This window comes from Paenibacillus sp. FSL W8-0919 (genome assembly GCF_038003785.1).
Lineage (GTDB): Bacteria > Bacillota > Bacilli > Paenibacillales > Paenibacillaceae > Paenibacillus_AQ > Paenibacillus_AQ lactis.
On record NZ_JBBOPV010000001.1, the window covers coordinates 96,387 to 121,367 of the forward strand.

Sequence of the window (24,981 nt, forward strand, 5' to 3'; positions counted from 1 at the left end):
CTTTCTTTGTATTCTTTCGCCGCATCAAATGGAATCATACTTACATGTTCCGGTGCTTTTGTTCGAGATAAATGAATACCGTGTAGACAAACATCGCACCATATGTCTAAAAATCCTACTCTCGACTTCATATCTCCGACATATTGATAATCTATTCCACGTTTTTGGCAATTAGGACATTCAATTTCATGTCTTTTTGTATTGTTATTAGTGATGAGAGTGGTTAACTTAATCCAGTCTTTAAAATGTGAATTAATCAATTACTACCGCCCCTTTCGCTTAAAATATTCCCACCATGCGTCTTCTGAGCCATATGCCCCTTTTTCAAATTCGATCAGCATCTCGTAATCTAGGGGCTTTCCAAAAGTTTTAGTTTGATAGATATGAATTCTCTCGTGTCCTAATGTTTTAACTAAGTTTTCCTTACTGCTAAAAGCATCGGGGTACAACAATATCCTGTTTCCTTTTGGGTCAGCCCACCCGTACAAGTCCTTACCTATCAATTCAGCATCTCGAACTATTTCTATCTTTATTCCCTTTAATCCAATACCTGCATCTTCAGCAATCTTTTCAACGTGTCTTAATTGCATTGGCTCAGAGAGGTTCTCGAATGCTCCTGTATTTGAGGATTTACGATATAAATCCTGTTCAAAGTTATCCTTCCCCACAGTCCTTCCCTTCCCGCCATCTCCCCCCGCATCACGCTTCAATCCATCATTACTTTTTCTAACTTCATACTGAACCCTTGGACTCAATATATCTTTCGGTTTCATAAGAGGTACTGTTGCACCTGTAGCAATTCCTGCAGCTCCTATGATACTAGCTACATGTTCTGTAGACCAAGCCTTTGTAGGAATAATGGCTTCTCTAAAAGTTCCATGTACTCCAAAGGTCATACCATTGGCGAAGTCATTCGGGGAATCAAATAGCTTATCAGCTCTTTCCACATAACCTTGGTAAGCACCTTTGGGTATGCCAGCCGTCCAGTAATCCAAAAAGCTCCACACCGAAGAATACCGTTTTTCATATCGCTCATTAGAAGCATCCATTATTCCGTTTCCTAATTCCTTCAAGCTGTCCCAGGCCTTTTCAAGCCAAGTCTTGGGCTCCTCTTTTCTGCCTACCACAGCAAGAGGCAATAGCTCTTCATCTACTAATATAAATCTATAAGCAATGCGTTTTAATTCATCGCTAATTGAATTCATATATTCAATCGTCAGGGTCATTTCGCTGCGGGCTCTATAAAAGTCTTCAAAAAAACGCTGTCGCGTCGTCCCCTCCCACATCAGCATGGTATTCATTTGATGGTCCAGTGAACTTATCATCCATTCCATTTGCAGGGACTGTAAACGGAACTTCTCAGCAACTTGAATCAGCAATTCGGGTGGAACCTGGATTCTGGGCATTTATATCACTCCATTATTTGCTAAGCCCATTATACTCAAATACAAATAATTGGAAAACATTCCAAGGTCCTGAATTTAATGATCATGGTCATAAATTAGGAGTGTAAGATTAGTTAATGTGATTGATTATAAGAAAAGAACGCGCGTATTTAGCTTACTGTAAATCGGCATAGATTCTCATCCTTTACATGGCTAAATATGTATTCATATTTGTATCATATCAAAGAATCACTCGAACACAGACTACTAATCTCCTGAAAACGGAAAAACCAACGGCAGCACACTTTGTTTCATAAGATCTGCACCCCACATACCCTACACCCCCAACAAAAAAGACCCCGAATCCCAACCCAAGTTGAAATTCAAGGCCCTTACCTCTACGAATAAATTACTCAATTATGCCCTTCCTCAATACCCAAATTTCCGATAAAAATACGTATGGATGATTTGCGCTCCCCAGTCTTCCAGCTCTTCATCACGCCTCCCACGATCACTTCACAAGCTCCGTCGGGTTCATGCCCGTGAATTTCTTGAATACCGTGCTGAAATACGGAACGTTTTTGTATCCGACCTTTTCGGCCACTTCGTAAACCAATGCATTCTTCTCCATCAGCAGCTCCCGGGCCTTCTCAACCCGTACTCGGGTCAGGTAATTGTTGAACGTCTCTCCGGTCATGTTCTTAAAAATCATCGACAAGTAGTTTCTCGAAATATACACCTTGTCCGCCAGTCCCCCGAGCGTGAGATCCTCGGCATAATGCTCGTGAATGTACTCGATCATAAAGTCGACCGCCTGGCGATGCTTTCCGTTCCCGCCCCATTCGCGGCTGCCGAATACGAGCCCGATCTTGGTGATCAGCCATTCGGCAAGCTCGGAGGGACGCTGCAGCTTCGCCATTTCGCGCGTTATGCCGTCATACGGGAAGATATCGTCAACGACGGTCCCCGTCTCATAGAAAGCAAAGGCGATAATGCCCCACAGCTCGCCGGCCAGCATGCCGACGTAGGGCTTGGTGATGCCCCCTTCCTGCTCCAGCCGCTTCATGTAGTCCCTTATAATCGTCTGCGCCTGATTCTCCTGTGAGGTACGAATCGCGCCGGCCAGCTCCAGGTATAGCTTAACGGGACGCACCGGAGACTTGGCCTCCGCATTGCCCGGCTCCTGTGCACTGTAGAAATACAGCTCATGCTCCGGAACCGCCGGCCGGGAAGTCACATCGATCGCGCGGAAGGCTTCTTCCGTCGAGATGCCGATATCCCTTATGCTGCTCTTGCGTTCACCGATGCCGATCCGAATCTTCAGCTTCAAGTAGTTCCGCACACAGTCGATTAATCGGACGCCCAGCTGCTCCAGCCGCTGCCGCACTCGCTCGGCAGGCTCTGTTCGGTCATGATGAATAATGATCACCGAACGGTTGGTGTGGAGATCCGTATGGTCGAAGCTTGGAAATGCCGCCTGCGTAATTTCGCACGCCATATTGCTGATTGCAAACCGAAGGAGGCTCCAGTCCGGCAAGCTTAATTTGGCTGCCCGTTGGTCGTAGACCAGCTCGATGCCGATGACCGTATGATCGTGATCGGACCAATACCGATAAGGCTCCGGGATTTCCGATTGGAGTCCTGATTGCAGCAGGGTGCCGGCTGCGGCCGATTTGACCCACTCCTTCTCGACGAAGGGCTCGTACAGATGCAGCTTCTGGAGCAACTCATCCTGCTTGCTGCGCAGCTCTTCACGCTCCTCCAAATCGGATATCGCCTGGTGTAGCACGGACTTCAGCGTCGGAAGGCTGACCGGCTTGGATAGATAATCGCTCACGTCCAGACGCAAGGCTTGACGGGCATATTCGAAATCCGAGTAACCGCTCAGAATGATCACTTTTCCCGTATAGCCGGCGTTCTTCCGCAGGTGCTCGATCATATCCAGACCATTCATGACAGGCATATATAAATCGGTAATCACGATGTCGGGGCTGGCCGATGCAATCATTTCAAGTCCTTCTTCCCCGTTCAACGCTTCCCCCGCCCACTTTGCATTCAGTTCATCCCACGGGATGGCTTTGCGGATTCCCTGCAGCACGGCGCGGTCGTCATCCACGATTCCTATCTTCCACATCTGAAGAGCCCCCTTCTTATTTGCAAAAAGGAAAATAGCTTCACTCTAACGGTAATACGCCATGCCCGATCGGCGTGAAACCGCTCAGGCATGACGTAAACCAGGAATAGACTGGAACTATTTTAACAGACAGCTTTCACCGAATAACCGAATCATTTTACTCCCTTGCTGACATCTCGTTCTCAGTCATTCCATTGCATAAGAGTTATTCATATTCTTGCGCGGCCTTCTTCAACGATTCATAGGCCTCCTCCGGCGTCGTTCTGCCGAAGCTCAGCTCATCCCGGACGAGCGGGAAGTCTTTGTCGATGAAGTTCACCCAGCCTTCCGGCCCTGTCGTAAAGATCTGTCCGTCCGGCGTCGTGGCGTCGATCAGCTTCATCCCGACCTTTTCGCCCTCCGGCAGATTCGGAATCAGCGACTCGGCGATCTTGGCATTGGCTGGCACGCCTCGAGCGGTACCAAGAATGGCCCCTGCCTCCGGATCGTTGATGAACCAGTCGATGAATTTGGCCGCTTCTTCCTTATGCTTGGAATTCGGCGACAGGCTGAAGTACATGGACGGCTTGAGCCAGCCCCCTGCTTCCTCGGCCCGCGGCATCGTAACCAGATCGTACGCCCCTTCCTTCATGCTGTCCCATGTGGTGTAGTTATTGGAGAAGGAGTAGCGGAACAGGATTTTGCCGTTGACCAGCAGGTCTGCCGTCGGATCCATCTCCTTGTCGGATGCGTTTAGATCCGCTGGAGGTACAAGCCCGTCCTTGCGCAGCTGTTCAAACTTCTTCGTCCATTCCAGGAATGTTGCTTCATCGATATTGAATTTGCCGTCTTCCGTGATCAAGGTACCCTTACCCTTGGCATAGTGATACGCGCTGAACATGAAGTAGTTGCCGGCATAATCCAGCGTGAAATATTGGCCTTCCGCCAGCTTAGGCTTTACCTCTTCCGCCAATGCGAAGAAATCATCCCATGTCCAGCCATCCTTCGGCATCGTTGCGCCCAGCTTCTCCAGAGCCGCCTTGTCGTAGATCATCCCGAAAGCGACCGACCCGAGCGGCACGCCGTATTGCTTACCGTCTCTCTGCCCGATCGGCAGCAGGCTCGGCGTCAATTCATCCAGTTTAACCTTGGTGTCGAGCTCTTCGAGCTGGTTGCGGGAGGTCCAGTCCGAAATCCAACCCGGGTCCATTTGGAAAATATCCGGCTCATTATGCGCCGCTGCCTGCGTAGAGAGCTTATCCAGGTAACCGTCCATCCCGGAGTATTCGGGCTCGAAGGTCACATGCGGATTCTTCGCCGTATAGGCCTCCAATGCCTTCAGTGTCGCTTCATGGCGCGGCTGTGAACCCCACCACATAATCCGGAGCTTGACGTTGTCTGCCGAACCGCCTTCGGCCTGTGTATTGTTCTTGGATGAGTTTGTGCTGCCTGTGTTTGTGCCGGTGCCTCCGTTACCGCCGCCGCATGCCGCTGCCAGCAAGGAGAACACCATCAATAACGCGAGAATCTGCAATCGCTTCCATTTGTTCATGCCGACTTCCCCCTAGAAACAATATATTGTGGTCAATATGATCCTATCAATTCCGGGATGACGGGAGTATAAGAGAGATGCACAATTTATTATAAAATCGTCTGATTATGCATTACGTCTGTGCTTCCTCAAGCCTTGGGAAGATGATCGTTACAACGACCCCTTCAAACTCGCCATCCTTAACGTGGATCTCATAATTTTCATTAAAATACGCGGAGAACCGCTCTCTCACATTCCGGATCCCGTAACCGCCCTTGCGGCGATGGTTCCCTTTGCTCTCGGGTGCAAGCCCGCTTCCATCGTCGATAATCGTCATACGGACCCGGCCGCCCTCTTCCTCCGCCTTAATCTGAATTCGGCCGCTTTGCCTTGCATTGAATCCGTGAATGATGGAATTTTCGACGAAAGGCTGGAGCGTCATTTTAGGAATGAATAAATTGCGGACTTCCTGTGAGGCTTGAACCTCATATTCCAGGCCGTCCTCCCACCGGATCTGCTGGATTTCCAAATAGCATGCAACGTGAGTCAGCTCTTCATCAATCGTAATAAAGCTCTCTCCATGCGATAATCCGATGCGGAACATGCGGCCCATCAGCTCCAGAATGCGGCTCATCTTCTCCTGTCCTTCCGCAATCGCCATCCAGTTCAGCTGATCCAAGGTGTTATATAGAAAATGCGGATTAATATTAGCTTGGAGCGCTTCGATTTCGGCCTTCCGCTGCTGCTCGTAACGCTGCGCCAGGGAGGCGTACAATGCCTGAATTCGCTCATTCAGTCTGCGAAACCCCGCAAACAGAATGCCGAATTCATTCGTGTAATCGCCAGCCAGCTCCGCTTGCTTCCCTCCGACATCGTAATTCTTCATCGCTCTCACTAGCTGGGCGATCGGCTTCAACAATTGCCGGCTTAACCATAGCGTTAACAAGAAAGCCAGCAATAAGGCTCCGATGCCGATCGTAATGATGGCTCCGGCCAGCTTGACGCTGCCTGACGTTATTCGCTCCCACGGGGTAATCTCCACCAGCATCCAGTTGGAGTCGGCGACTTTGGAATAGACGACCAGAGGCTCGACCCCATGTGGCTGCGTATGCAGCCGAAGCACCCCGGATTGATCCTTGAACCGCAAATCGTGCTCCTGCAACCCGGCATCCTTCATCGACGTCCCGACGCTCAGCAGCTCCCTGCCGTTCAGATCCAGCAGCATCCGGTTGGAATCCTTGGAATATCCCTCGAGAATTCCCCGGATCCAATCGGCTTTCACGTGCACGACAAGAATGCCCAAGTACCGGGAGTTGTTGTACACCTTGCGGGAGAAGCTGAGCACCGGCACGTTCCCATTATAGGTCGTTAAATCATGCTCCTCTGACCAGGAGAAGTCATTATTCTGCAGCAAAGGATACCATGGCTGTGCCTCGGCAGCCTTTAGCTCATGGAATTGAATATAGCTCTGCCGATCCCCCCACTCGGGCTGCTCCATATATAAATCGATGGCTTGAATTTGCGGAATCGAATACGTAAGATGAGCCAGCGCTTCCTGTATGCCCTTGGAGCGTCTGTAGTGGTTAAACTCATCCTCTTTTCCCGATAGAAACGTAAGCAAATCATTGTCCCTGGACGTGGTCAGCGAGATCTGCTCGATCGACGTCAGACGACCCGTAATTTCATTGTTCAGCTCCTCGAGCAGTCTTTTCTGGTAATACGACGTGTTGTCGGCCAACTCCCGCGAAGTCATGGCATAACTGGTCCATACCGTGATCGCCAGCACAATCGTGATCAGCCCTGCAAAGCAAATAATAAACAGGGAATCGATCCGGTATCTTTTGAAGGGATTGATCATACGCGCTCCATCCTCCGTGCTCCATGATTATCCATTCCGATCCGAAAAAAACATTGAAGCCGTGCGGCGAACCGCTGCCTCAATGTTTTCTCATTTTATAATATATCGGCTGGCCTAGCTACTACCCTTTTAATCCAGTGGTAGCCACACCCTCCACAAAATATTTCTGGGCAAAGACAAACAGCAGCGTAGCCGGCAGAATGGATACGAGCGACATCGCGAGCAACTGCCCCCATTCCGCTCCGCCTTGCGAATCGTTAATCATCCGCAAAGCCAAGCCTACCGTGTATTTGTCGACGGAATTAATGTACAGGAGATGGCCAAGGAAATCATCCCAGTTCCATAGGAAGCAGAAGATGATGACCGTCACGATCGAAGGCTTCATCAAGGGCATCACAATTCGCCAGTAAATCCCGAACCAGCTGCATCCGTCGATTTTGGCCGATTCGTCAAGTTCCCGCGGGATTCCGCGTATGAACTGAACGAGCAGGAAGACGAAGAAGGTTCCTCCCGCCCCTCCCGCTAACGCATGGGGCACGATGAACGGCAGGTAGGTGTTGACCCAGCCGAACTGGTGGAACATCGCATACTGCGGAATGATGAGCACTTGGCCCGGCAGCATCAGCGTGAGCATGAGCAGCGAGAACCAGAAGCCGCGAAGCGGAAAGTCCAGCCTTGCAAATCCGAAGGCGACCAGCGTACAGGAAATGACCGTTACGATAATGACCGCCGTAATTAAATAAAAAGTATTCAGATAGAAGTCGGTAAAGGTGAAGCCCGGAACGGAATTCCAACCGTTAATGTAATTGGACCACTGCGGCACGGACGGGAAGATGGACGGAGAGCTGAGCTCCTGGTTCGTTTTCAGGGAAGCGCCAATCCACCAAATGACCGGATACACCATCACCAAGCTGAATAGGATGAGCATCGCATGGCGAATTACGGGATTCCATTTGCGTCTGGTCATTTTCTTTTCCCTCCTTGGCTCTCGGACTCGTAGAATACCCAGTATTTCGAAGTCAGGTTAATGATCACGGCAGCAGCCACAATCAAGATCAGCATGATCCAGGCCAAGGAAGAGGAATAGCCCAGCTGATAGCGGCTGAATGCCCTTTCATATAGGTATAACGCATAGACATAGGTTGAGTTCATCGGCCCGCCGCCGGTGATGACATATGCAGGCGTGAACATCTGGAAGGAGTTAATGACCCCCATAATGAGATTGAAGAATAATGTGGGCGACAGCATCGGAAGCGTGATCTTGAAAAATTGCTTCAGCTTACCCGCGCCATCCACCGCGGAGGCTTCATACAGATCATTCGGAATCTGCTTCAGGCCCGCGAGGAATATCACCATCGAGGAGCCGAATTGCCATACCGACAAGCCGATCAGGGACCATAATGCGGTATCGGGGTTCGTGACCCAGCCCGTGCCGGGAATCCCGAAAAATCCAAGCACTTTGTTGAAGAAGCCGTCCACGCCGAAAATATTTTTCCACAGCAGGGACACCGCGATGCTCGCCCCGATTAAGGAAGGGAAGTAAATGGCCGTCCGATAGACGGATATCCCGCGCACGGCCTTCTTCAGCAGGAGCGCAACCATCAGCGCGGCAATCAGCTTTAGCGGCACCGAGGCGAGGACATAATAAAATGTAAGCTTGAGCGATTGGGCAAATTTGTCGTCCGCCATAAGGATGCGCTCGTAATTGTCCAGGCCGACCCACTCGATCGGCTTCATGAGCGTGTAATCCGTGAAGGAATAGTAGAGGGACAGCAGCATCGGATAGGCCGTCAACGCCAGAAATCCAATCAGCCAAGGGGAAATAAACAGATAACCTGCAAGGGGAGAGTCCCAGCGCTTGCGAAATGGCTTTTTGCGAACAGGTATTCCGGATGCTGCAGATGTTGCTCGTTCCATGAACTCACTCTCCTTTTTTCGTACCTTCAGTATAGAAGGAGAGCCGCCGGGAACTACATAAGACAATTGCTCAAAATCATTCAATATTTTCAGAATGTGTCGTCAGAACGGAAAACCGGAATCCAGGTGTGCCGGATAATCCACAAAAAGATAAGTATAGTTGATGAAGAAAAATACAATGACCAATAGGAGTTGGATGATCAGTGCATAGAATTGATATGCCTTTGCGTTTTGTCGACCTTTGGTAAGCAGGTAGAACAGAAGAAGTAGGATGCCTATTACGACCAAGAACCCAACCATGTGCATAGCGAGTAATTCAATTTTATCTTGCCGGGTTAACTCACCAGGTGCACTTGAACTAGCAATGGATCGGGAGGCCTGGATACTCATGTAAGACAGCTTCGATCCCAACCATGTGAGACAAGCGCCGGCAATAACCAAAAGGAATAGTAAGATTAACAATATTGGTTCTCCTTTAGCTTTGATGGATTTAACTTCATCACGATCCGCCGCCCCATCAATCCCAATCCATAAAAGACGTCACCTTCAGCTCGCTTTCCCTGCAATCTGGACAGGTTAGACGGATCGGGACGTTGTGCTCGATCGGTGTCCGTTCCATTTCGGCTCCGCATCTCTTGCAGTTGCAAACGCGCCGATACTGTGACCGATCTGACTGCATCTCGATGTACAATTCATTTTGAATGCCGTCACATTGCGGGCACACGTACAGCGCATCATGTGCGTCGTATGAGACGGAACCATCCTCCATAATTTCTCCAATCACCTGCTTAAGCACCGGATCGGTGACAAACGAAGCGATCGACTTCAAGGAGGTGTACATAAAGCCGATTCCTTCATAAATAATGCTGTTGTAATGGCACGTACCGCACTCCAATTTGAATGCTACTCCCATGATCATCCCCCGCAGATGGGCTCCGATAAGCCCGGTAGTTTTGTATGAAAAAAATAAAGTTAAAGTCCACGTTCTACGAATCCTTGCTTGCCGTTCAAGTCCTGCGCTTGCGGTAAGGGTCTATATACCTTTCCATAAATCCCCGACCAAATCCTCTTATGAGTTCAGATCCGGTGCACCAAATGATATTCAATCATGGATCAGTATAGGGAATTCAGCGCATCGACTGTGAAAGGTTTCAGCTCGCCGAACCGTCCGTTCCGGATTTTCATCGCCCACTCCGGGTCTACTAACAACGAGCGCCCAACGGCCACCAGATCAAACTCATTTTGCTCAAGTCTTTCGATCAAACCATCGAGCCCGGTAAACTGTGTCGCTTGGCCGGAAGCGAAGGAGCGCATGAATTCTTCGTTTAACCCTACGGAACCGACAGTAATGGTCGGTCGTCCGGTCAATAATTTGACCCATCCTGCCAAGTTTAGGTCAGAGCCTTCGAATTCGGGTTCCCAGAAGCGCCGGGTCGAACAATGATACATATCGACACCTGCGGTTGTCAGCGGCTCCAGGAATGACGCCAGCTGCTCCGGCGTTTCCGCCAGCTTGGCCGTATAGTTTGCGGTTTTCCATTGAGATATGCGCAGCGCAATCGGAAAGTCAGGACCGACCGCATGCCGAACGGCACGAATGATTTCTGCAGCGAAACGCGTGGCCCCCTCGATGCTGTCGCCCCTGTATCGGTCTGATCTCCTATTGGTTTGTTTCCAGAAAAATTGATCGATCAAGTAGCCGTGGGCTCCATGGATTTCGATACCATCGAAACCGAGTGACTTGGCGTCGGCAGCCGCCTTGGCGAATGCGTCAATCACGGAAAGGATATCCGATTCGGTCATGGGTGCGGTTACTTGTTGGCCGGACAGATCGATTCCGGATGGTCCTATAGGGAGAATTTCCGGATTCGGAGGACTGCCTATTTTCCGTGTCATGCCGACATGCCAGAGTTGAGGGAAAATACGGCCTCCTGCCGCATGAACTTCCTTCACGACAGACGACCAGCCTTTCAGAGCAGGGCCGTAGAAATGGGGGACGTTCGGATGGTCAGCTGATGAGGGATGGTTGATGACGGTTCCCTCCGTTATGATCAGACCCACCCCATTCTCGGCACGACGCCGGTAATACCGGGCAACATCAGCACCGGGCAGGCCATTCGGCGAAAATGATCGGGTCATAGGCGCCATGACGACTCGATTAGGAAGCGACAATTTGCCGATCGAAAATGGCGTAAATAAAGGCTGTACGGAAGGGTGAACGGCAGATGCGTTCCCGTTTGATGGATTAGACATGATAATGAATCCTCCTTATTTGTTCTCTTGCGTAATTATTAAATTTCAAGCCGTGAACTTGTTTTAGCCCGGGATGTCTCTTCGGAACGTTTTTTTATTTTCATCGATCCGACCGTCAGAGCCGCGATGGCGCCGAGGACAGAGAAGCCAAGAAGCAGAACAAATCCTTGGGTAATTGCATGATCCATCGCGTGTGTAAAGTAGGACACCAGCTCCGGTTCAAAACGATCTTTATATCGCAGCACGGTTTCGGCATCCGGCGGATGATAGGACGGGTTGGAGCTCGAATTCAGGTTGAATCGTGTAATTGCCGTCTCGACCGACGCGGTCATTTGGGAATTGACGATGACGGCCATGATCGAAGCGCCCATTACGCCGCCCATGCTGCGGCAGAAGCCGACAAGCGATGAAGCAATACCGATGGATCGTTCTTCAACGCTGTAAGCGACGGCGTTCTGACTGAGACTGTTCAGGGGGCCGAGCACGCCCAGCCCGAGCAGGACAACCATTCCAATGAATTGCCAAAAAGGAACAGCCGGCGAAAGACTCATGAACAAGCTAGAAACAACGATTCCAATCCCCATATTGACCACCATGACGGTCCGGATTTGGAAGCGGGTGAGAATTAAACCCATCAGAACGGAGCCGATGATCATGGACAACATCAACGGAGTCAGCAATAAATTTAATCGGCTTTCTCCCAGTACATAGTTGGTATAGAGCGGCAGGTAGGTCATCGCGGCGAACATCATGGCACCTTGACAGAAGACGACGATGCTTGTTCCTGTCACCATACGGTTTTTGAATAGCTTGAGCGGCAAGATGGGCTCCATGGCCCGCCGTTCCACAATGAAAAAACTGATGACCGCCAAAACCGAGATCCCGAACAAGGCCATGATCTTCCAGGAGGTCCATGATACGTTATTACCGCCAAGCTCGAGCGCAATCATCGAACAGACCGTAGCAATGACTATAAGTATGGCACCAAGCACGTCGATTTTCGGCTTCGTCTCCGCTCGGGATTCCCGGAGCGTCAGAAGCATTGCCGCGAACGAGAGGATCCCGATCGGCAAGTTGATATAGAAGCACCAACGCCAGGAAAGCGTTTCGGAAATCCACATGCCGATCTGTGGCCCCGCAATCGAGGAGAGTCCGAATACGGCACCGAATATTCCCGACAGCTTCCCCGATTCTTTGGGATCGGTATACAAGGTGTATATCAAGGAGAAGGAAATCGGAAAAATACCGCCGGATCCGATTCCTTGTATGACCCGGTAAATGCTAAGCTGCTCCATCGTCTGGGCCGTTCCGCAGAGTGCGGAGCCCAGAAGGAAGATGCCGATGGAAACCAAATACAAGGTCTTCCTCCCGAAAAGATCGGAGAGCTTGCCGAATATTAACATCGTGCTCGTTCCGGCCAGTGCGTAGGTGGTATAAATCCAGGTGACTCTATCCAGACCGCCGATGTCGTCTATGATCTTGTTGACACTTGCCGATACAATCGTGTGATCAAGTGCGGTCAGCACCAAGCCTAAAGCAATGGACATCAGTATGATAAACCTTCGTTGTTGGGCCAATCGACTCCACTCCCTCTATTTTCGATATCCAGCCGCCGTCAGAACATTTTTGCCGCAAGTGCCGTGTTTCTGAGACCTTCAGCAATGATGGTCTCCCTGCGATTGGGGTATTGATTATGACCTTCTATAACAATCGTGGTAACGTCCGTAATGCCGAACACCTGCAAATGCTTTTTGACGAAGCTAACCGCAAGCTCATCATGCTCCGCATAGATACCGCCTCTGGCATTTAATAGAGCGACTTTCTTGCCTTGCAATAGTCCGACCAAGCCTTCCGCTGTATATTTAAAGGTTTTGCGAGGCTGATGCAGATAGTCCAGATACGAATGCAAGACGGCTGGAACCGTCAAATTCCAGAGCGGGAAAGCTATGACGATTTTATCGGCTGCAAGAAACTGATCTAGGTACTTACGAACAATATACTGCTCGGCTTCTTCTTCCGGGGTGAGCGTCATGCCTTGGGCGATTTTATAGTTTCCCGTAATCATCGCGTTCCCCAGATAGGGCAGCGGTTCATGAAATAAATTCACTTCCACAATCGTCTCCTGCGGGTGCGATTCCTTATAGCTTGACAAGAAGGCTTCGTACATTTGCACACTGACGGCATATTCCGCCGGGCGATTGCTCGCTTGAATAAATAACGTTGTTGTCATTTCATTTCCTCCATTCATAGGCCACTTTTGATGGACTATGCTTTATAAAGTATTTTATTTATAAAACAAATTTAACCAGTTTCTTTTGACTTTGTAAAGAACTTTCTTTAGAATATAAAGGGAGAAGCATCTCTCGTAATATGTGATGTGGGGGTCGTGAACCATTGAAAAAGAAGGACGAGTCATCTGTAACATCCACCAGAAAAGCCATTGTAACGCTGCTGAAGCAGCATGGTCCTATGGATGCCGTTACGTTAGCTTCGAAGTTATCATTGACAGGGATGGCTGTGCGTCAGCATTTATATGAACTACAGAAACAGGAAGTCGTTGAATATGAGGAAGAGGCTCGTCCCATCGGCAGGCCAGCAAAAATATGGAGGCTGACGGCCTTGGCCAACCGTTGGTTTCCTAACGGCTATTTGCAATTATCGGTCGATTTACTTCATTCGGTCAGGGCCACGTTCGGAGATGAAGGATTGGGGAGAGTGCTTGAGGACCTCAAACATAATCAAATAATAAAATATCGGGAGCATTTGTCCGATGCGGACAGCCTAAGGGACAGGCTCCAAAAGCTGGTCATGATCCGTATGAACGAAGGGTATTTTCCGGAAATACAAGAGCAGGAGGACGGAAGCTTCTTATTCGTACAGAAACATTGCCCGATCGCAGAGGCTGTCGCTGTTAGTTCCCGTTTTACCGATAACGAGCTCGAACTCTTTCAATCGGTGCTTGGCGATCATGTGACCATCGAACGTGTTGAATATCTTTTGTCAGACGGCCCCAGCTATGCTTATCGGATAACGGACAATCAGGGTCTGTGAAGATCACCTGGATCAATATACTTTCTGATAACTAAAAAAACGCATCTCCCTGTGGAGATGCGTTGTTCACGGGCATTTCTATGTGTTAACCGATAGCGCCGCCTGCTTGCCGGATTACTCCGGGATATTTCCTCCGGCCACACGGTCGCCCGAATTGCCCGCCGGATCGGTGACGTTGTCATCTTCACCGGCATGAATGATCAGCGAGCGCCCAAGTACCGAGTTGGGCTGGCCTTTCTCTAGCGTTCCATGCTGGATGATCGTCTCCGCTTCCACGGTGCCGTCAGCGCCTACGACCAGGTTCGGCATGTCGCCGACATGGCTTCCTTGTGGATTCTCAAGGCCATGATGCTTATGGGTCGGGTTAAAATGAGCGCCGGCAGATTTAAAATCCGTTCCCTGAATTGCATTCTCATGCACATGGAACCCATGCTTGCCTGGAGTAAGGCCGGACGCGGTAATCTTCACCCTCACCCCGTCATCGATCTGCTCCAAGGTAGCGAAGCCAACAGGCTCTCCTGCAGCATTGTACAGTTTGACTACAGGATGCCCCGGAGATTCCTTCCTGGAACCCTCGTCCCAGTACACAGGTTGGTTAACCGGATCCGAAACCATGCGAGCTGACACATCGTTGCTGTTGGCAGGCATATCCGAGGTCGCCGTCCCTTGTTTCGCTAATGGGCCGTCCGCGGTGGAGTTGTTCTTGCTGTTAACGTAATCGCTTATTTTTGACGTTGTGTGTTTAATCGCACTTAAGGTTCCTTCGGGATTCGCAGCAGTCAAGATCCCTATAATCAATAGGGCTCCGGCAAGAAAAGCTCCAGCCATATATTTTAACTTGTTGGTCTTCTTCTTCACTTCATCGCCTCCTGAATGATGGTATCATTCATCTCCCAATCCTCTGATTTTATACGTCTAGGCCGTCATTTTATGGAATGAGGGGCCTTCGGCGTCGGCGATTGATTCCAAAGACACGTTCAAGCGATAAACAGATAAATTTTAGCACTCGATATCATCTGAAACGGCTGAAGCAGAAGAGGATACAGGCTACGGCTTTAATGCCCCTTTGACAAAATGAGTTCTCTCATCCGATCGGTATGTTTGGACGAAACCACATATACATCTTCTCCCCAATCTTTGAAAGCATAGCTGAATACACTTTCCTGTCCCTCTTCCCCTAGCCACAGCCTGATGGCATGAACGGGAGATTGCTTTGCATAGACAACCATCACATCGAAATCCGGATCCGTTCGCTTGGCATCGTCTGGCTGCTTGCGGGCCGTACGGATGGCTTCCTCAAATACGCTTACATCTTTCGCTTCCTTCAAGGACAGCAGCGTATCCCCATTCATCTCGTCCCAATTCTCGAATGCCGAGATCCGGATTTCGGCGATCTGTTCGTCTAGAAGCTGCATCGTCGCCCAACCCGACTCTTTCTCGCAGCCTGCCATTAGGACCGTTGTACTACACAGAATCGTGATCGTTAATAAGGGCTTCATTAAACCGTCCCTTCTTATCTATGGAAGAATATTATTGAACTATCATCAATTTTTTTCATTACCGTAGATCACTCACTTGATTGTATATACAACAGAGCCTAATTGAATATCATTTGCTTTTATATTTTTACCGATAGAAATACCTATGTTTTTTTTATTTGCCATCGAAGTTGAAATCTGTATCGATCGAACTTCATGAATAGCTTCATGATCATCATGCTTTAAAATGATCCGATTCCCTATCATCGATACAATTTCGGGATATGATAAGGAATCAAGTTCAGGATTTATGCCTACTAAGATTGTTCCCTCTTCTTTGTGGTCAAAGGCAAGACTAACCGTCATAATTTTATCCATCTATATAAACTCCTTTACCTTTCATCAATGTATAATTTATCTTTTACATCTCGCCATTTCAAACCTCCATGGTGCAATCTAGTAATTGCATCCCTTAGCAGAGTTATTCTTTCCGTCGATGTCAACTCAGGTGCAAACCTAGCCGCCCTAATACTAGCCTGAGCTTCATCAAGAGCGAAATTCATTTTGAATGCATCTGCATCTAGTCCATATAGTTCAAATGCTCTTCCCGCTTGATAAGCCTCATAGTGGCCTACAATCTCATGTGCCACTGTAGCCCTGCCTGTTACTCGGGAATTCGCAGTGAGGGTACCTATTCCTGTACTTTCCGCTGGTAGCACATCTGTATTTATGATAAACCGATCATACATCATTCCTGTGTTCCACTCATCATAAAATCCAGGCTTGCTTATAATAATATTTTCTTCCGGAAAGCCTAGAGATTTGGTATAATCCATCAGTTCTTTCTGTTGAATTTCAATTAACGGTAATTCATTTCTCAACCCATCCGAAGAGATTTGTCTTAATTCACTGCCTCCTTCGAATTTAACTGAGCTCTCTACTACAGTTTTAGGTTTTATGATTGCCTTAGTAGTCATTCCTCCACTTACTAGACCGACTGTTCCAATGATGTTGGCCATATGTTCAGTCGACCAAGCATTAGTCGGGAATATTGCTTCTCTGATGGTACCATGTACACCAAAAGTCATACCGTTTAAAAAATCGTTCGGAGAGTCAAACATATTGTTTGCTCTTTCTACATAAGCTTGATATGCCCCTTTAGGAATACCTGCAGAGGCAAAGTCTAGAAATGCCCAAAATGAATCAAACTTCTTGGCGTAACGCTCATCAAAGCCGGATTTGATATCGCTTCCTAGTTGCTTTAAGCTGTCTCCGGACTTCTCAAGGGCAGTTTTGGTGTCTGAAGCGGGAGCTGCACAAGAGTTTGGAGGAGGTGGCAAACAGCTTGAATCCATGGAGCCGTTTTGAGACTCATCTGCTTGTCTAAATTTTTCGGCATGCTCTTTTAATCGCTGTGAAATAGAACCAGTTAACAACACAAAATTTTCCATATTTCTTTTTGCTGTTTGAAACTCTTCATAGAAGCGATGTTTTGTAGTTCCTTCCCAATTCGCTACCATAAATGACATTTGCGATATCAAGTGAGCATTCATGTTTTCGACTACTAATTGGGCATTAAAAAATTGCTTGGATACGTCTTGAAGATGGTCTGGAGTAACTTTAATTGTGGTCATAGTTCCCCTCATCAATCGTTTTATTAATGTTCCTAACCCCTTACCCTTATCTCCCATTATTATGTAGTTACTTCTATTTAACCATAAAGCCAGTACCCGGGACATTATTAGTTTATCATGGAATTTTTTGGGAAATGACTAGAAAAAAACAGGTTATTTGTCAAGTCGACATTTGAAATCCGATTTTTTACTATAAGCAGATTCACCATAAAAAACGTGGTAGAGTAAAGAATAAAAGACCGTAGACGTTACAATCTACGGCCTTTCCCACATTAAAACTAATACTCTACTCCAAAATATCATTCATACATGCAAGTTTTACAAGATCACGCTTAGGCCATCCGATTTCTCTCGATTTTGTCCTGCAATAATAACAAGAACAATGAATCTTACCCTTAGCAAGCTTACCTTTAAACTTTACATGCCATCCGAGTTGTTTAGCAATCCTGCTCTTACGCTGGATCACTCTTCTCCGATGATGACGGTAATACGAACGAGTACGATTTCTGCTTTTGCTTGTCATTTCATCACGCCCCTTGGGTAAAGGCCCAGCCTGCAAAGAAGCCAAGGGTTACGTCATCCTTTACAGGCCGAGCGTGATGAAGCTGCTAAGCTGCACAAACACCATATATCACCTCAACTTGATGGCTCGAGCATTCGCCATCAGGGCGTTAAATAATAACTTCTGCCGATTGGTCCCCTAACAACTGGGCCCTTACATCCGTAAAACCCTCACCCGGATTACGCAGGGCTTCCAAAACAACCTGCGCGTTATACCCATCATAGAAATCGTAGATCTTACCGGGCTCTCCATTTAGTATCTGAATAATCTGCTTCAGGATTGGCAGCATGCTGTCCTCGCCGTCCACAGGTACAGGCTGCAACTCAGTTTCCTTACTGCTTCGATACAGGTTGTCCCAGTTCTCTAACGCCAAGATTCCCTCATCACCGTAAACCACAAGGGAGACACGCTCCTCCCCTTCACGTCTGTCGGTTCCCGAAAGGTGAACTTCGATATCATTATGTAATCTGAGAACAGCCTTAGCACGGCTTTCGGACTGATGCGCATCCGGCGGAAACTCGATCTCGCTCTTCACATGCGTAATGGGACCGAACACCTGCTGGATCATCTGGATCCAGTGAATGCCGACCTCCAGCAGATACCCGCCTTGATGCCTTGACGAGATCCATGGATTCTGCTGCCAGGCCCGCGGCCACTGCGGGAATTCCAGAAACAGCTCCATTCTTTCGATCGAGCCGATCGCCTGTTCCTCAAGCAATCCCTGCAGCTTCTGAACGGCCGGCTCGAGAGGAAACGAGAAATGAACCGCATGAAGCCTATTGGCCTTCACTCTATCTTCCGTTTTTAAATTGCTATATAGTTCGACGAGATTTGAGAACGTTGCCATTTCTAGCGCTACCCATACTGGAAAAATTCCATTGCGATTCTCGCGATGGTGTTTAACAAACAACTCGTTAGATTTACTGAGCTCCTGGTCCAGTATTTCCAACAACCGTTCGTGTTTCTCGGCGTTCAAAAAGTTGCTTGAATCCCTATATCCAAGATCTGGGTATTTATGGGCAATCATATAAGACAACTGAGTTCTTATTGAGATTTCGATGTATTCAATAAGCTCCATCAACATTAATCTTAGAGATTTGTCAAACTCGTAGTGACGATAGATAGTTTCAAAAGTGGTGCCTTCTATGTATATGTTATTTTTTTTGAAGGTTAAATCGTATCCGGTAAAACGATAATAGCTAACTCTTTTTAATACCTCGATTGCTCTTTCTTCATCTTCAATGATCATACCTCGATCTTTAAAAAGAGAAATCATTTCTAGATGTGTAAGAGCTGGCTTAATTTCAACTGGTGTGTAGTCATAAAAAAGCCCCTAATAAAAAATTGGCTCGCCCTATGCGCCAATTAGTTAGAACTGACTGGCGGGGCGAGAACTGTTAACCTGATTTTACCATATAAAATCAATTTTAGTCTATTAAATGTTCAAAAAATGGACTTTTCGTAGAAAAATTATAAAAACACAAAAAATAGACCGCCCGTCGCAAGGTTACGGTCTATTTTCTGACTGAAGACTTGCAGCCGACCACTCTTTTAGCGGTTGTTGTGCAGAGGGATCGTGTTACAGCACGGTCCCTTATTTATTCTTATCTTATCATACCCGTTTTTAGTCCTCAATGATCAGAGCTTATTTTCAGGTGATCATCAGCATTCCTAGAACAAGAAGAAAGCTGCCCCAATAGCCATCGTCATGGCAATGGAACAGCTCCTCTGTCTATTATTGTTTATCTTCAAAAATCAGCTTCTACGGTATTTCATCGTTCGCTCATCCTCGATCACGCCGCCCCAGTTCATCCCGAAAGCAAAGTCATATACATGCTTCTCCGAATCGACATGGCATTCCATATCGTGCGCGACATCTTCCAACTGCTCTTCGACGGTGCGCATATGGGCGGGCATTTGCATCGGCAGCAGACCGGACGGCTCCGCTGCTCCCGTCAATACCTCCATCATCGCCTGATCCTGAACGCCGAAGTTCGCCAGAATGGCGTCCACTTCCGCTTCAAATTCCGAAACGACCGTGGGGTTGCACAACAGCATGGAGACGATGACGGGTTTGCCTTTCATTTTCTCCTTCGTCTCCAGCACCATGTTTAAATCCGTCGTATTATGCGGAATGACGGTTTTTCCTTTATAAGAACGATTTCGCGGCTCATTCCCGTGTTCGTCGCCGGCCAGGCTGATTTCCCGTGCATGCTCCGCCGTATACGGCTTGTATTGCAGGCTGATCGGCACATAACCGTTCCCGCCCCGCTCCTCGTCCTCTTGGCTGTAGCCGGTGCCGGACTTCGGTGATGTGATAAAGACAAGGCCGAATTCCGCTTCGTCCGGTTGGTCGGTGACTTCGAAATATTTCGAGACAACCTCCAGGTTGACCGGATAATCATAGCTCTCCGGCGTCGGATTGCCGAACCAGTCTTTTCCCGGCGGAAGAAAACGTTTCGGGATGTAAACCTTGCTTTTCGCGCGAAGCGGGAGCACCCCGTTTTTGTTTTTGAGCATGACGATCGATTTAAGCTGTGCTTCGTAACCTTCCCGCATAAATTCGGGGTTCCCGACCAGTGTGGCGCTCTCCTGTGGGTCGAGGTACGGATTTTCAAACAAGCCGAGGCGGAACATATTTTTCAGCAGCCGGACGGCCGATTGCTCGAAGCGTTCCCGCATATAGGCTTCACCGTGCTCGCGAACCCCGATCTTGTAAGCCTCCAGCACCGGCTCGATCTCATTATTGCCGCCGAATTGGTCAACGCCAGCCATTTGCAGCTTGTAGTGGCGCTCGCCCACGGTCAAATCCTCCACGCCCCATGGTTTTCCGCTCAGAAAAGAATCCTTGGGACCGGAGACGTCGGCCGTGATCATCCAGTCCGTGCATACGACGCCGTCATACCCGTATTTCCCGCGCAGCAAATCCCGAATCAGGTACGAGTTATAGGAGTTGCCGACATTTTCGCCGTTTACGGTGTCCTGGCCGAGGGAGATCGTGTAATACGGCATGACGGCTGACGCCTTCCCTGTTTTGCCGTCCAGCTTGAATGCCCCTTCAGTAAAAGGTACCAAATGCTCGTCAAAGTTGTTGCCCGGATACACCGCATACTTCCCGCAGCTGTAATGGGCGTCCCTTCCGGCCTCGCCCGAGCCTCCTCCCGGCCAATGCTTCACCATCGCATTCACGCTGTCGTAACCCCAACCGTCGGCGATTTCCCGTTCGCCTTCGGAAGTCTGGAAGCCGTCGACATAAGCGCGGGCCATATCGGCGGCGAGCTTCGAATCTTCGCCGAACGTGCCGTTAAACCGGAACCAGCGCGGCTCCGTGGCGATATCGATTTGCGGAGACAGGGCGGTTGCCAGCCCTAACGCGCGATATTCCCGGGAAGCGATCATCCCGAACTTCTTCGTGATCTCCGGATCGAAGGTCGCCGCTAGGCCCAGCGTCTCGGGCCACATGGAGATATGGCCGCCCGCACCCGCGTTGAATTCGGAGCTTGAATCCGAAGCGTGCCGGGGATCGGAGCTGTTGTTCGCCGGAATCCCGAGACCGGTGCCTTCGGCAAACGCCTGGATTTTATTGTTCCAGCGCGCCGCAACTTCCGGACTTTCCACCGTGGTTACGAGCACGTGCCGCACATGGTCTTTGGTCAAAAATGCGATCTGCTCATCAGTCAGTTCCCAGGGCTTTGCTCCGCTCTCCTCATACGTCTTCCCGCCGTACGTGCCTGAAAACCAGCCGCTACTGAGCGCGGGAATCGACTGATGGCGGCTGTACAGCATCAGGCCGGCAATCTGCTCGACTGTCATTTTCGAGGCCAGGTCTATCGCCCGCTCCTCTGGCGACAGCCGCCAGTCCTCGTATTTGTCCAGCTTGCCGTCACGGCTTAAATCCTTGAAGAACAAGCCGTCCTGCTCGATGATGTCCACGCCCGATTCCTCGCTGTAGCCCAGCGTGGGGCCGCCGGGATTTTGTACATATCGAACGGTTTCTTCCGTCTTATTAATCGTATCTAAAGTATGGTTTCTCATGTTCGCTCTCCCCGATTCTCTTTATTTTTATCCGAGTGTTACGTTTAGTTTATGTTGCCTGCCGCAAGGCCGATGCCTGCCGTTTCAGCTCCGTTCTCCGTAGCTACGGGTTCGCCTACTTCCGGCAGCGGCTTGATGGAGATCATGCCGATTGCCGTGAATATGGCTAGGACGAGGTAGAAGAACGTCCAGCCGCCAAGTCCAATCGACGTGCCTGCGCTTAACAGAAGCGGCGCAATCGCCGGAACGATCGATTGCGGCAAGGCGTTTGCCACGTTCATGATGCCGAAGTCCTTCGCCGAATCTTCTTTGCGCGGCAGAATGCGCGCCACCAAAGCCATATCGACGGCGGAAAAACAGCCGAAGCCGAGACCGAGCACCGCGGATGCGACGACATAAGCCGTGTAATTCGGAACAAACGCGAATACCAGAATGGCAATCACCATAACGAATGCAGACACATACAAGAACGGTTTTTGCTTTCTGAATTTATCCGACAACATCCCGCCGAAGATACTGGTCAGCGCCATGGCTATCGTGGAAATAATGTTCACGGTAGCCACGCTGGACGTAGCCTGGGCTTCCGTGTAACCCATCCGGTTGACGAGCATCACCGTGAGGTAAAGGCTGCTGCAGTATCCCATCATCATCAGAAATTTCGAAGCGACCGCCCAGGAAAACGCCGGGAACCGCCGCGGGCTAGGGTAAATTTTGCTCAGCTTTTCGCCAAGCGGCACGGCCGTTTTATGCTCGCGGATAATTTCCACTTTTCCTTCTTGAATAAGGAACAAGCTGATTATCGGACCTACGATGCCGATCGCGGCGATAAGCGTCCATTTCGCGGCCGAGGAGACACCAGGCAACAAGGTCATCAAGACCATCCCGACTACGATTCCGAGCGGTAAGGACATGCCGAGCAGACCGGAAATCGTGCCTTGTTTTTCTTCTTTCACCTGATCGGGAATGAGCGCCGTGTACGCCGCCATCCCGAAGTTGAAGAACAGCTGCGCAACCGCCCAGCCTACGATGATGAGCCATAACGAAGATGTCCAGCCGATCATCAGAAGCGCGGCGCTCCCGACCAAGGGGCCGAGCAAAATCCAGGTGCGCCGGCGTCCGAACCGATTGATCGTCCGGTCGCTGATCGCACCGCCCAAAGGGTTTCCGATCAAGGCGAAGAAAGCGCCGATTCCGGCCACGAGGCCATAAGACGACGTATATCCATTCGGATCGATCTCGATCATCTTGAATGTCAACAACAGTGACGCAGGCGTCATGAGAGCGACCATCATCAGGCCATAGCCCAACATGTGACGCCGAAAGTCAATCGGCCAAAAGGGGTTTTGACCTGTCCTTTTACTTTAGCTCCAGCCATTTATATAACCTCCTATGTTCTTGAAAACGATTACAATCCAATTATAAAAGAAACCGCCTTCATGAAGACAGGCGGTTGTTTACAGACTTGTAGGGCGATTTTTAATCTGAATATGAAAGCGTTTAAATTATCCTTCCCGAATGGCTTAAAAATTGACACAGCTTGCGCTGCCGCTCATACCATAGGCGTTAATTCAATCAGCTGCACCTCATGCGGTTTCAAGGTGGAGCCAATCACCGTACCGTTCTCCACGCTTAAGACTTGAACTTGTCTTAACGGGGAGCTCTGCTTAAGATAAGCGATATCCTCAGCCGTCAATGATTCCGGTGCCCCCATTTCCACCCATTTATCGTAGCTGCTGCCGTGCTTGCGGGTGATCGTTTGGGTAACCATGCGGTACGCGCCTTGAGGCAACCCGCTAAGGGCGATGTCGATTTTTAAGATTTTCTCTTCCTTGAATCCATTATACCTGTGCGTTTCATCTATAAACGAAGTGTCGCCGAGAGCGTAAAGATCATCATAATGAACGTAATTATACGTCATGATTTGAATGGTATCTCCGCGGGCAGCCACGATATATCCGTCCCCACGGGCAATCAGCGTCTCCCCAAGCTTGCCCAGCAGCCTGTACGCATGCATGGCGGGCTTCGGGATCCCATATTGGGCGATCAGCCCCAGTCCTCCGTGAAACAAACGCGGTGACGGGAACGTTTCCTCGATGTTGTCGCTCAGCACCCAGTAACCGAAACCGTCGATGCTATCAAGATTATCGAGGATATTTTTGGCGATATAGGCGGCCTTGTATAAGGTATCGTTCGTCAATTCGCGGTGATAGGCGGTCGAATTCCATTCCGTCATATAAACCTCGCGGCCGGATAACCCCTGGTCAGCTAACAGCTGCAGCTCGATTGAGAGTCTTTCCTTAAGAAAATCCGGATTCGGCGAAATCCCTCCGAATTTCTCCAGCAGTCTCCGGTACAGATCTTCGTCCTGCTTGAGATCCGCTTCCTCCTGTTGTATTCGTTTTTCGATTTCTTCATGCGGATAAAAATGCAGCGGAATGAAGTCGGGAAGACAATCGTGCTTGCGGCAAAACGCGAAAAAATTCGTCGCCGTAACCGGCGAAGTCACGGTAATGATCCGGCCGGGCGCGCCGATCTTCAGTCCTGCGGATATCCGTTTGACGGTTCTGTAGGTGGCCAGGTACAGCTCATGATATTCCTGAACGGATCCGGGCCAAAATACGTTTAATTCCGGCTCGTTCCAGAACTCGAATCTCCAGCTCTCGACCTCCGCCGCACCGTAACGGTTCATGCAGTGGCGAAGGAAGCTGTCGATAAGCCCGCACCATTTATCCAGCGACTTCGGCGGGCTCGTAAAGCTGGCTCTGTAGAACACCGTCTTCCCGGGATCGGATGCCAGCGCGGAGGGCATAAATCCCAGCTCCACGAACGGCTTCAAGCCAATCGACAGCATAAAATCGAACAGCTGGTCCACCAGCCTGAAATTGTAGCGCGGCCGCCCTTCCTCGTCTTCATCGTATACCATCATCCCGTCGTCAAAGATCCCGTGGAAGCGTAAATACCGGAACGGACAATATTGCTGGACATAGATCAGCTGTTGCTGTACGTCAGCATGCAGCCCTTCCTGCGCTTTCCCGATCGTGATGAGATTTTTCCACGTATGCTTCAGCTTTCTTCCCGGAGCGGACGCGTTCACCTCATAGGTCTTCGTTTCGATGGCCTGGATCGTTTCAACCTCCAACGATTCGGTCCGTCGCAAATACTGA

At 49.4% G+C, this 24,981-nt stretch carries 19 protein-coding genes; 1 reads left to right on the forward strand and 18 read right to left on the reverse strand.

Annotation, left to right across the window (positions count from 1 at the left end; genetic code table 11):
• Nucleotides 1-263: 263 nt before the first annotated feature.
• The 10 genes from NST44_RS00385 to NST44_RS00430 all read right to left on the reverse strand — a co-directional run bounded on the left by NST44_RS00385 (nt 264) and on the right by NST44_RS00430 (nt 13,287).
• Entirely contained in the window at nt 264-1,406 is a 1,143-nt protein-coding gene (locus NST44_RS00385; RefSeq protein WP_213614932.1) for a WXG100 family type VII secretion target, read from the reverse strand.
• Nucleotides 1,407-1,896: 490 nt separating this feature from the next.
• Nucleotides 1,897-3,519 (reverse strand): response regulator transcription factor, encoded by a 1,623-nt coding sequence (locus NST44_RS00390; RefSeq protein ID WP_213614934.1) that lies wholly within the window; start codon nt 3,517-3,519, stop codon nt 1,897-1,899.
• A 205-nt stretch (nt 3,520-3,724) separates the two neighbouring features.
• Nucleotides 3,725-5,050: an ABC transporter substrate-binding protein gene (locus tag NST44_RS00395; protein WP_028404437.1), complete on the reverse strand. Its 1,326-nt coding sequence runs from the start codon at nt 5,048-5,050 to the stop codon at nt 3,725-3,727.
• A 112-nt stretch (nt 5,051-5,162) separates the two neighbouring features.
• Nucleotides 5,163-6,887, reverse strand: a complete 1,725-nt coding sequence (locus NST44_RS00400; protein WP_028404438.1) for a sensor histidine kinase — start codon at nt 6,885-6,887, stop codon at nt 5,163-5,165.
• Nucleotides 6,888-7,008: 121 nt separating this feature from the next.
• Complete coding sequence (locus NST44_RS00405) at nt 7,009-7,854, reverse strand: carbohydrate ABC transporter permease (RefSeq protein ID WP_213614936.1); 846 nt, start codon at nt 7,852-7,854, stop codon at nt 7,009-7,011.
• Nucleotides 7,851-8,804, reverse strand: coding sequence for a carbohydrate ABC transporter permease (locus tag NST44_RS00410; protein ID WP_028404440.1), 954 nt, complete (start codon nt 8,802-8,804; stop codon nt 7,851-7,853). Before NST44_RS00410 ends, NST44_RS00405 begins: the two co-directional genes overlap by 4 nt.
• Before the next feature lie 517 nt (nt 8,805-9,321).
• Entirely contained in the window at nt 9,322-9,717 is a 396-nt protein-coding gene (locus tag NST44_RS00415; RefSeq protein ID WP_340897290.1) for a hypothetical protein, read from the reverse strand.
• Between the two features lie 200 nt (nt 9,718-9,917).
• The gene (locus tag NST44_RS00420; RefSeq protein ID WP_213614940.1) at nt 9,918-11,057 is read right to left on the reverse strand and encodes an NADH:flavin oxidoreductase; all 1,140 of its coding nucleotides are present in this window, start codon (nt 11,055-11,057) and stop codon (nt 9,918-9,920) included.
• 38 nt (nt 11,058-11,095) lie between these two features.
• Nucleotides 11,096-12,634, reverse strand: coding sequence for a DHA2 family efflux MFS transporter permease subunit (locus tag NST44_RS00425; RefSeq protein WP_213614942.1), 1,539 nt, complete (start codon nt 12,632-12,634; stop codon nt 11,096-11,098).
• A gap of 38 nt (nt 12,635-12,672) precedes the next feature.
• Nucleotides 12,673-13,287: an FMN-dependent NADH-azoreductase gene (locus NST44_RS00430; protein ID WP_340897293.1), complete on the reverse strand. Its 615-nt coding sequence runs from the start codon at nt 13,285-13,287 to the stop codon at nt 12,673-12,675.
• 164 nt (nt 13,288-13,451) lie between these two features.
• Here NST44_RS00430 and NST44_RS00435 point away from each other — a divergent pair, with 164 nt between their 5' ends.
• Nucleotides 13,452-14,108: a helix-turn-helix transcriptional regulator gene (locus NST44_RS00435; RefSeq protein ID WP_213614946.1), complete on the forward strand. Its 657-nt coding sequence runs from the start codon at nt 13,452-13,454 to the stop codon at nt 14,106-14,108.
• 114 nt (nt 14,109-14,222) lie between these two features.
• On the opposite strand, the gene NST44_RS00440 is transcribed toward NST44_RS00435, so the two are convergent.
• From NST44_RS00440 to NST44_RS00475, 8 genes are all read right to left on the reverse strand, one after another.
• A complete protein-coding gene (locus tag NST44_RS00440) occupies nt 14,223-14,966 on the reverse strand; it encodes a superoxide dismutase family protein (protein ID WP_144878684.1) in 744 nt (247 codons plus the stop codon).
• 197 nt (nt 14,967-15,163) lie between these two features.
• Nucleotides 15,164-15,607 (reverse strand): hypothetical protein, encoded by a 444-nt coding sequence (locus NST44_RS00445; protein WP_028404448.1) that lies wholly within the window; start codon nt 15,605-15,607, stop codon nt 15,164-15,166.
• Between the two features lie 72 nt (nt 15,608-15,679).
• The gene (locus tag NST44_RS00450) at nt 15,680-15,964 is read right to left on the reverse strand and encodes a hypothetical protein (RefSeq protein WP_007131065.1); all 285 of its coding nucleotides are present in this window, start codon (nt 15,962-15,964) and stop codon (nt 15,680-15,682) included.
• 14 nt (nt 15,965-15,978) lie between these two features.
• Nucleotides 15,979-17,220 (reverse strand): WXG100 family type VII secretion target, encoded by a 1,242-nt coding sequence (locus NST44_RS00455; protein ID WP_007131064.1) that lies wholly within the window; start codon nt 17,218-17,220, stop codon nt 15,979-15,981.
• A 671-nt stretch (nt 17,221-17,891) separates the two neighbouring features.
• Nucleotides 17,892-19,031: an Abi family protein gene (locus NST44_RS00460; RefSeq protein WP_186311083.1), complete on the reverse strand. Its 1,140-nt coding sequence runs from the start codon at nt 19,029-19,031 to the stop codon at nt 17,892-17,894.
• A gap of 506 nt (nt 19,032-19,537) precedes the next feature.
• A complete protein-coding gene (locus NST44_RS00465) occupies nt 19,538-21,817 on the reverse strand; it encodes a glycoside hydrolase family 3 protein (RefSeq protein WP_340897297.1) in 2,280 nt (759 codons plus the stop codon).
• Between the two features lie 44 nt (nt 21,818-21,861).
• A complete protein-coding gene (locus tag NST44_RS00470; protein ID WP_251536503.1) occupies nt 21,862-23,094 on the reverse strand; it encodes an MFS transporter in 1,233 nt (410 codons plus the stop codon).
• A 272-nt stretch (nt 23,095-23,366) separates the two neighbouring features.
• Nucleotides 23,367-24,974, reverse strand: a complete 1,608-nt coding sequence (locus NST44_RS00475; protein WP_251536501.1) for a GH39 family glycosyl hydrolase — start codon at nt 24,972-24,974, stop codon at nt 23,367-23,369.
• Nucleotides 24,975-24,981: the final 7 nt, after the last annotated feature.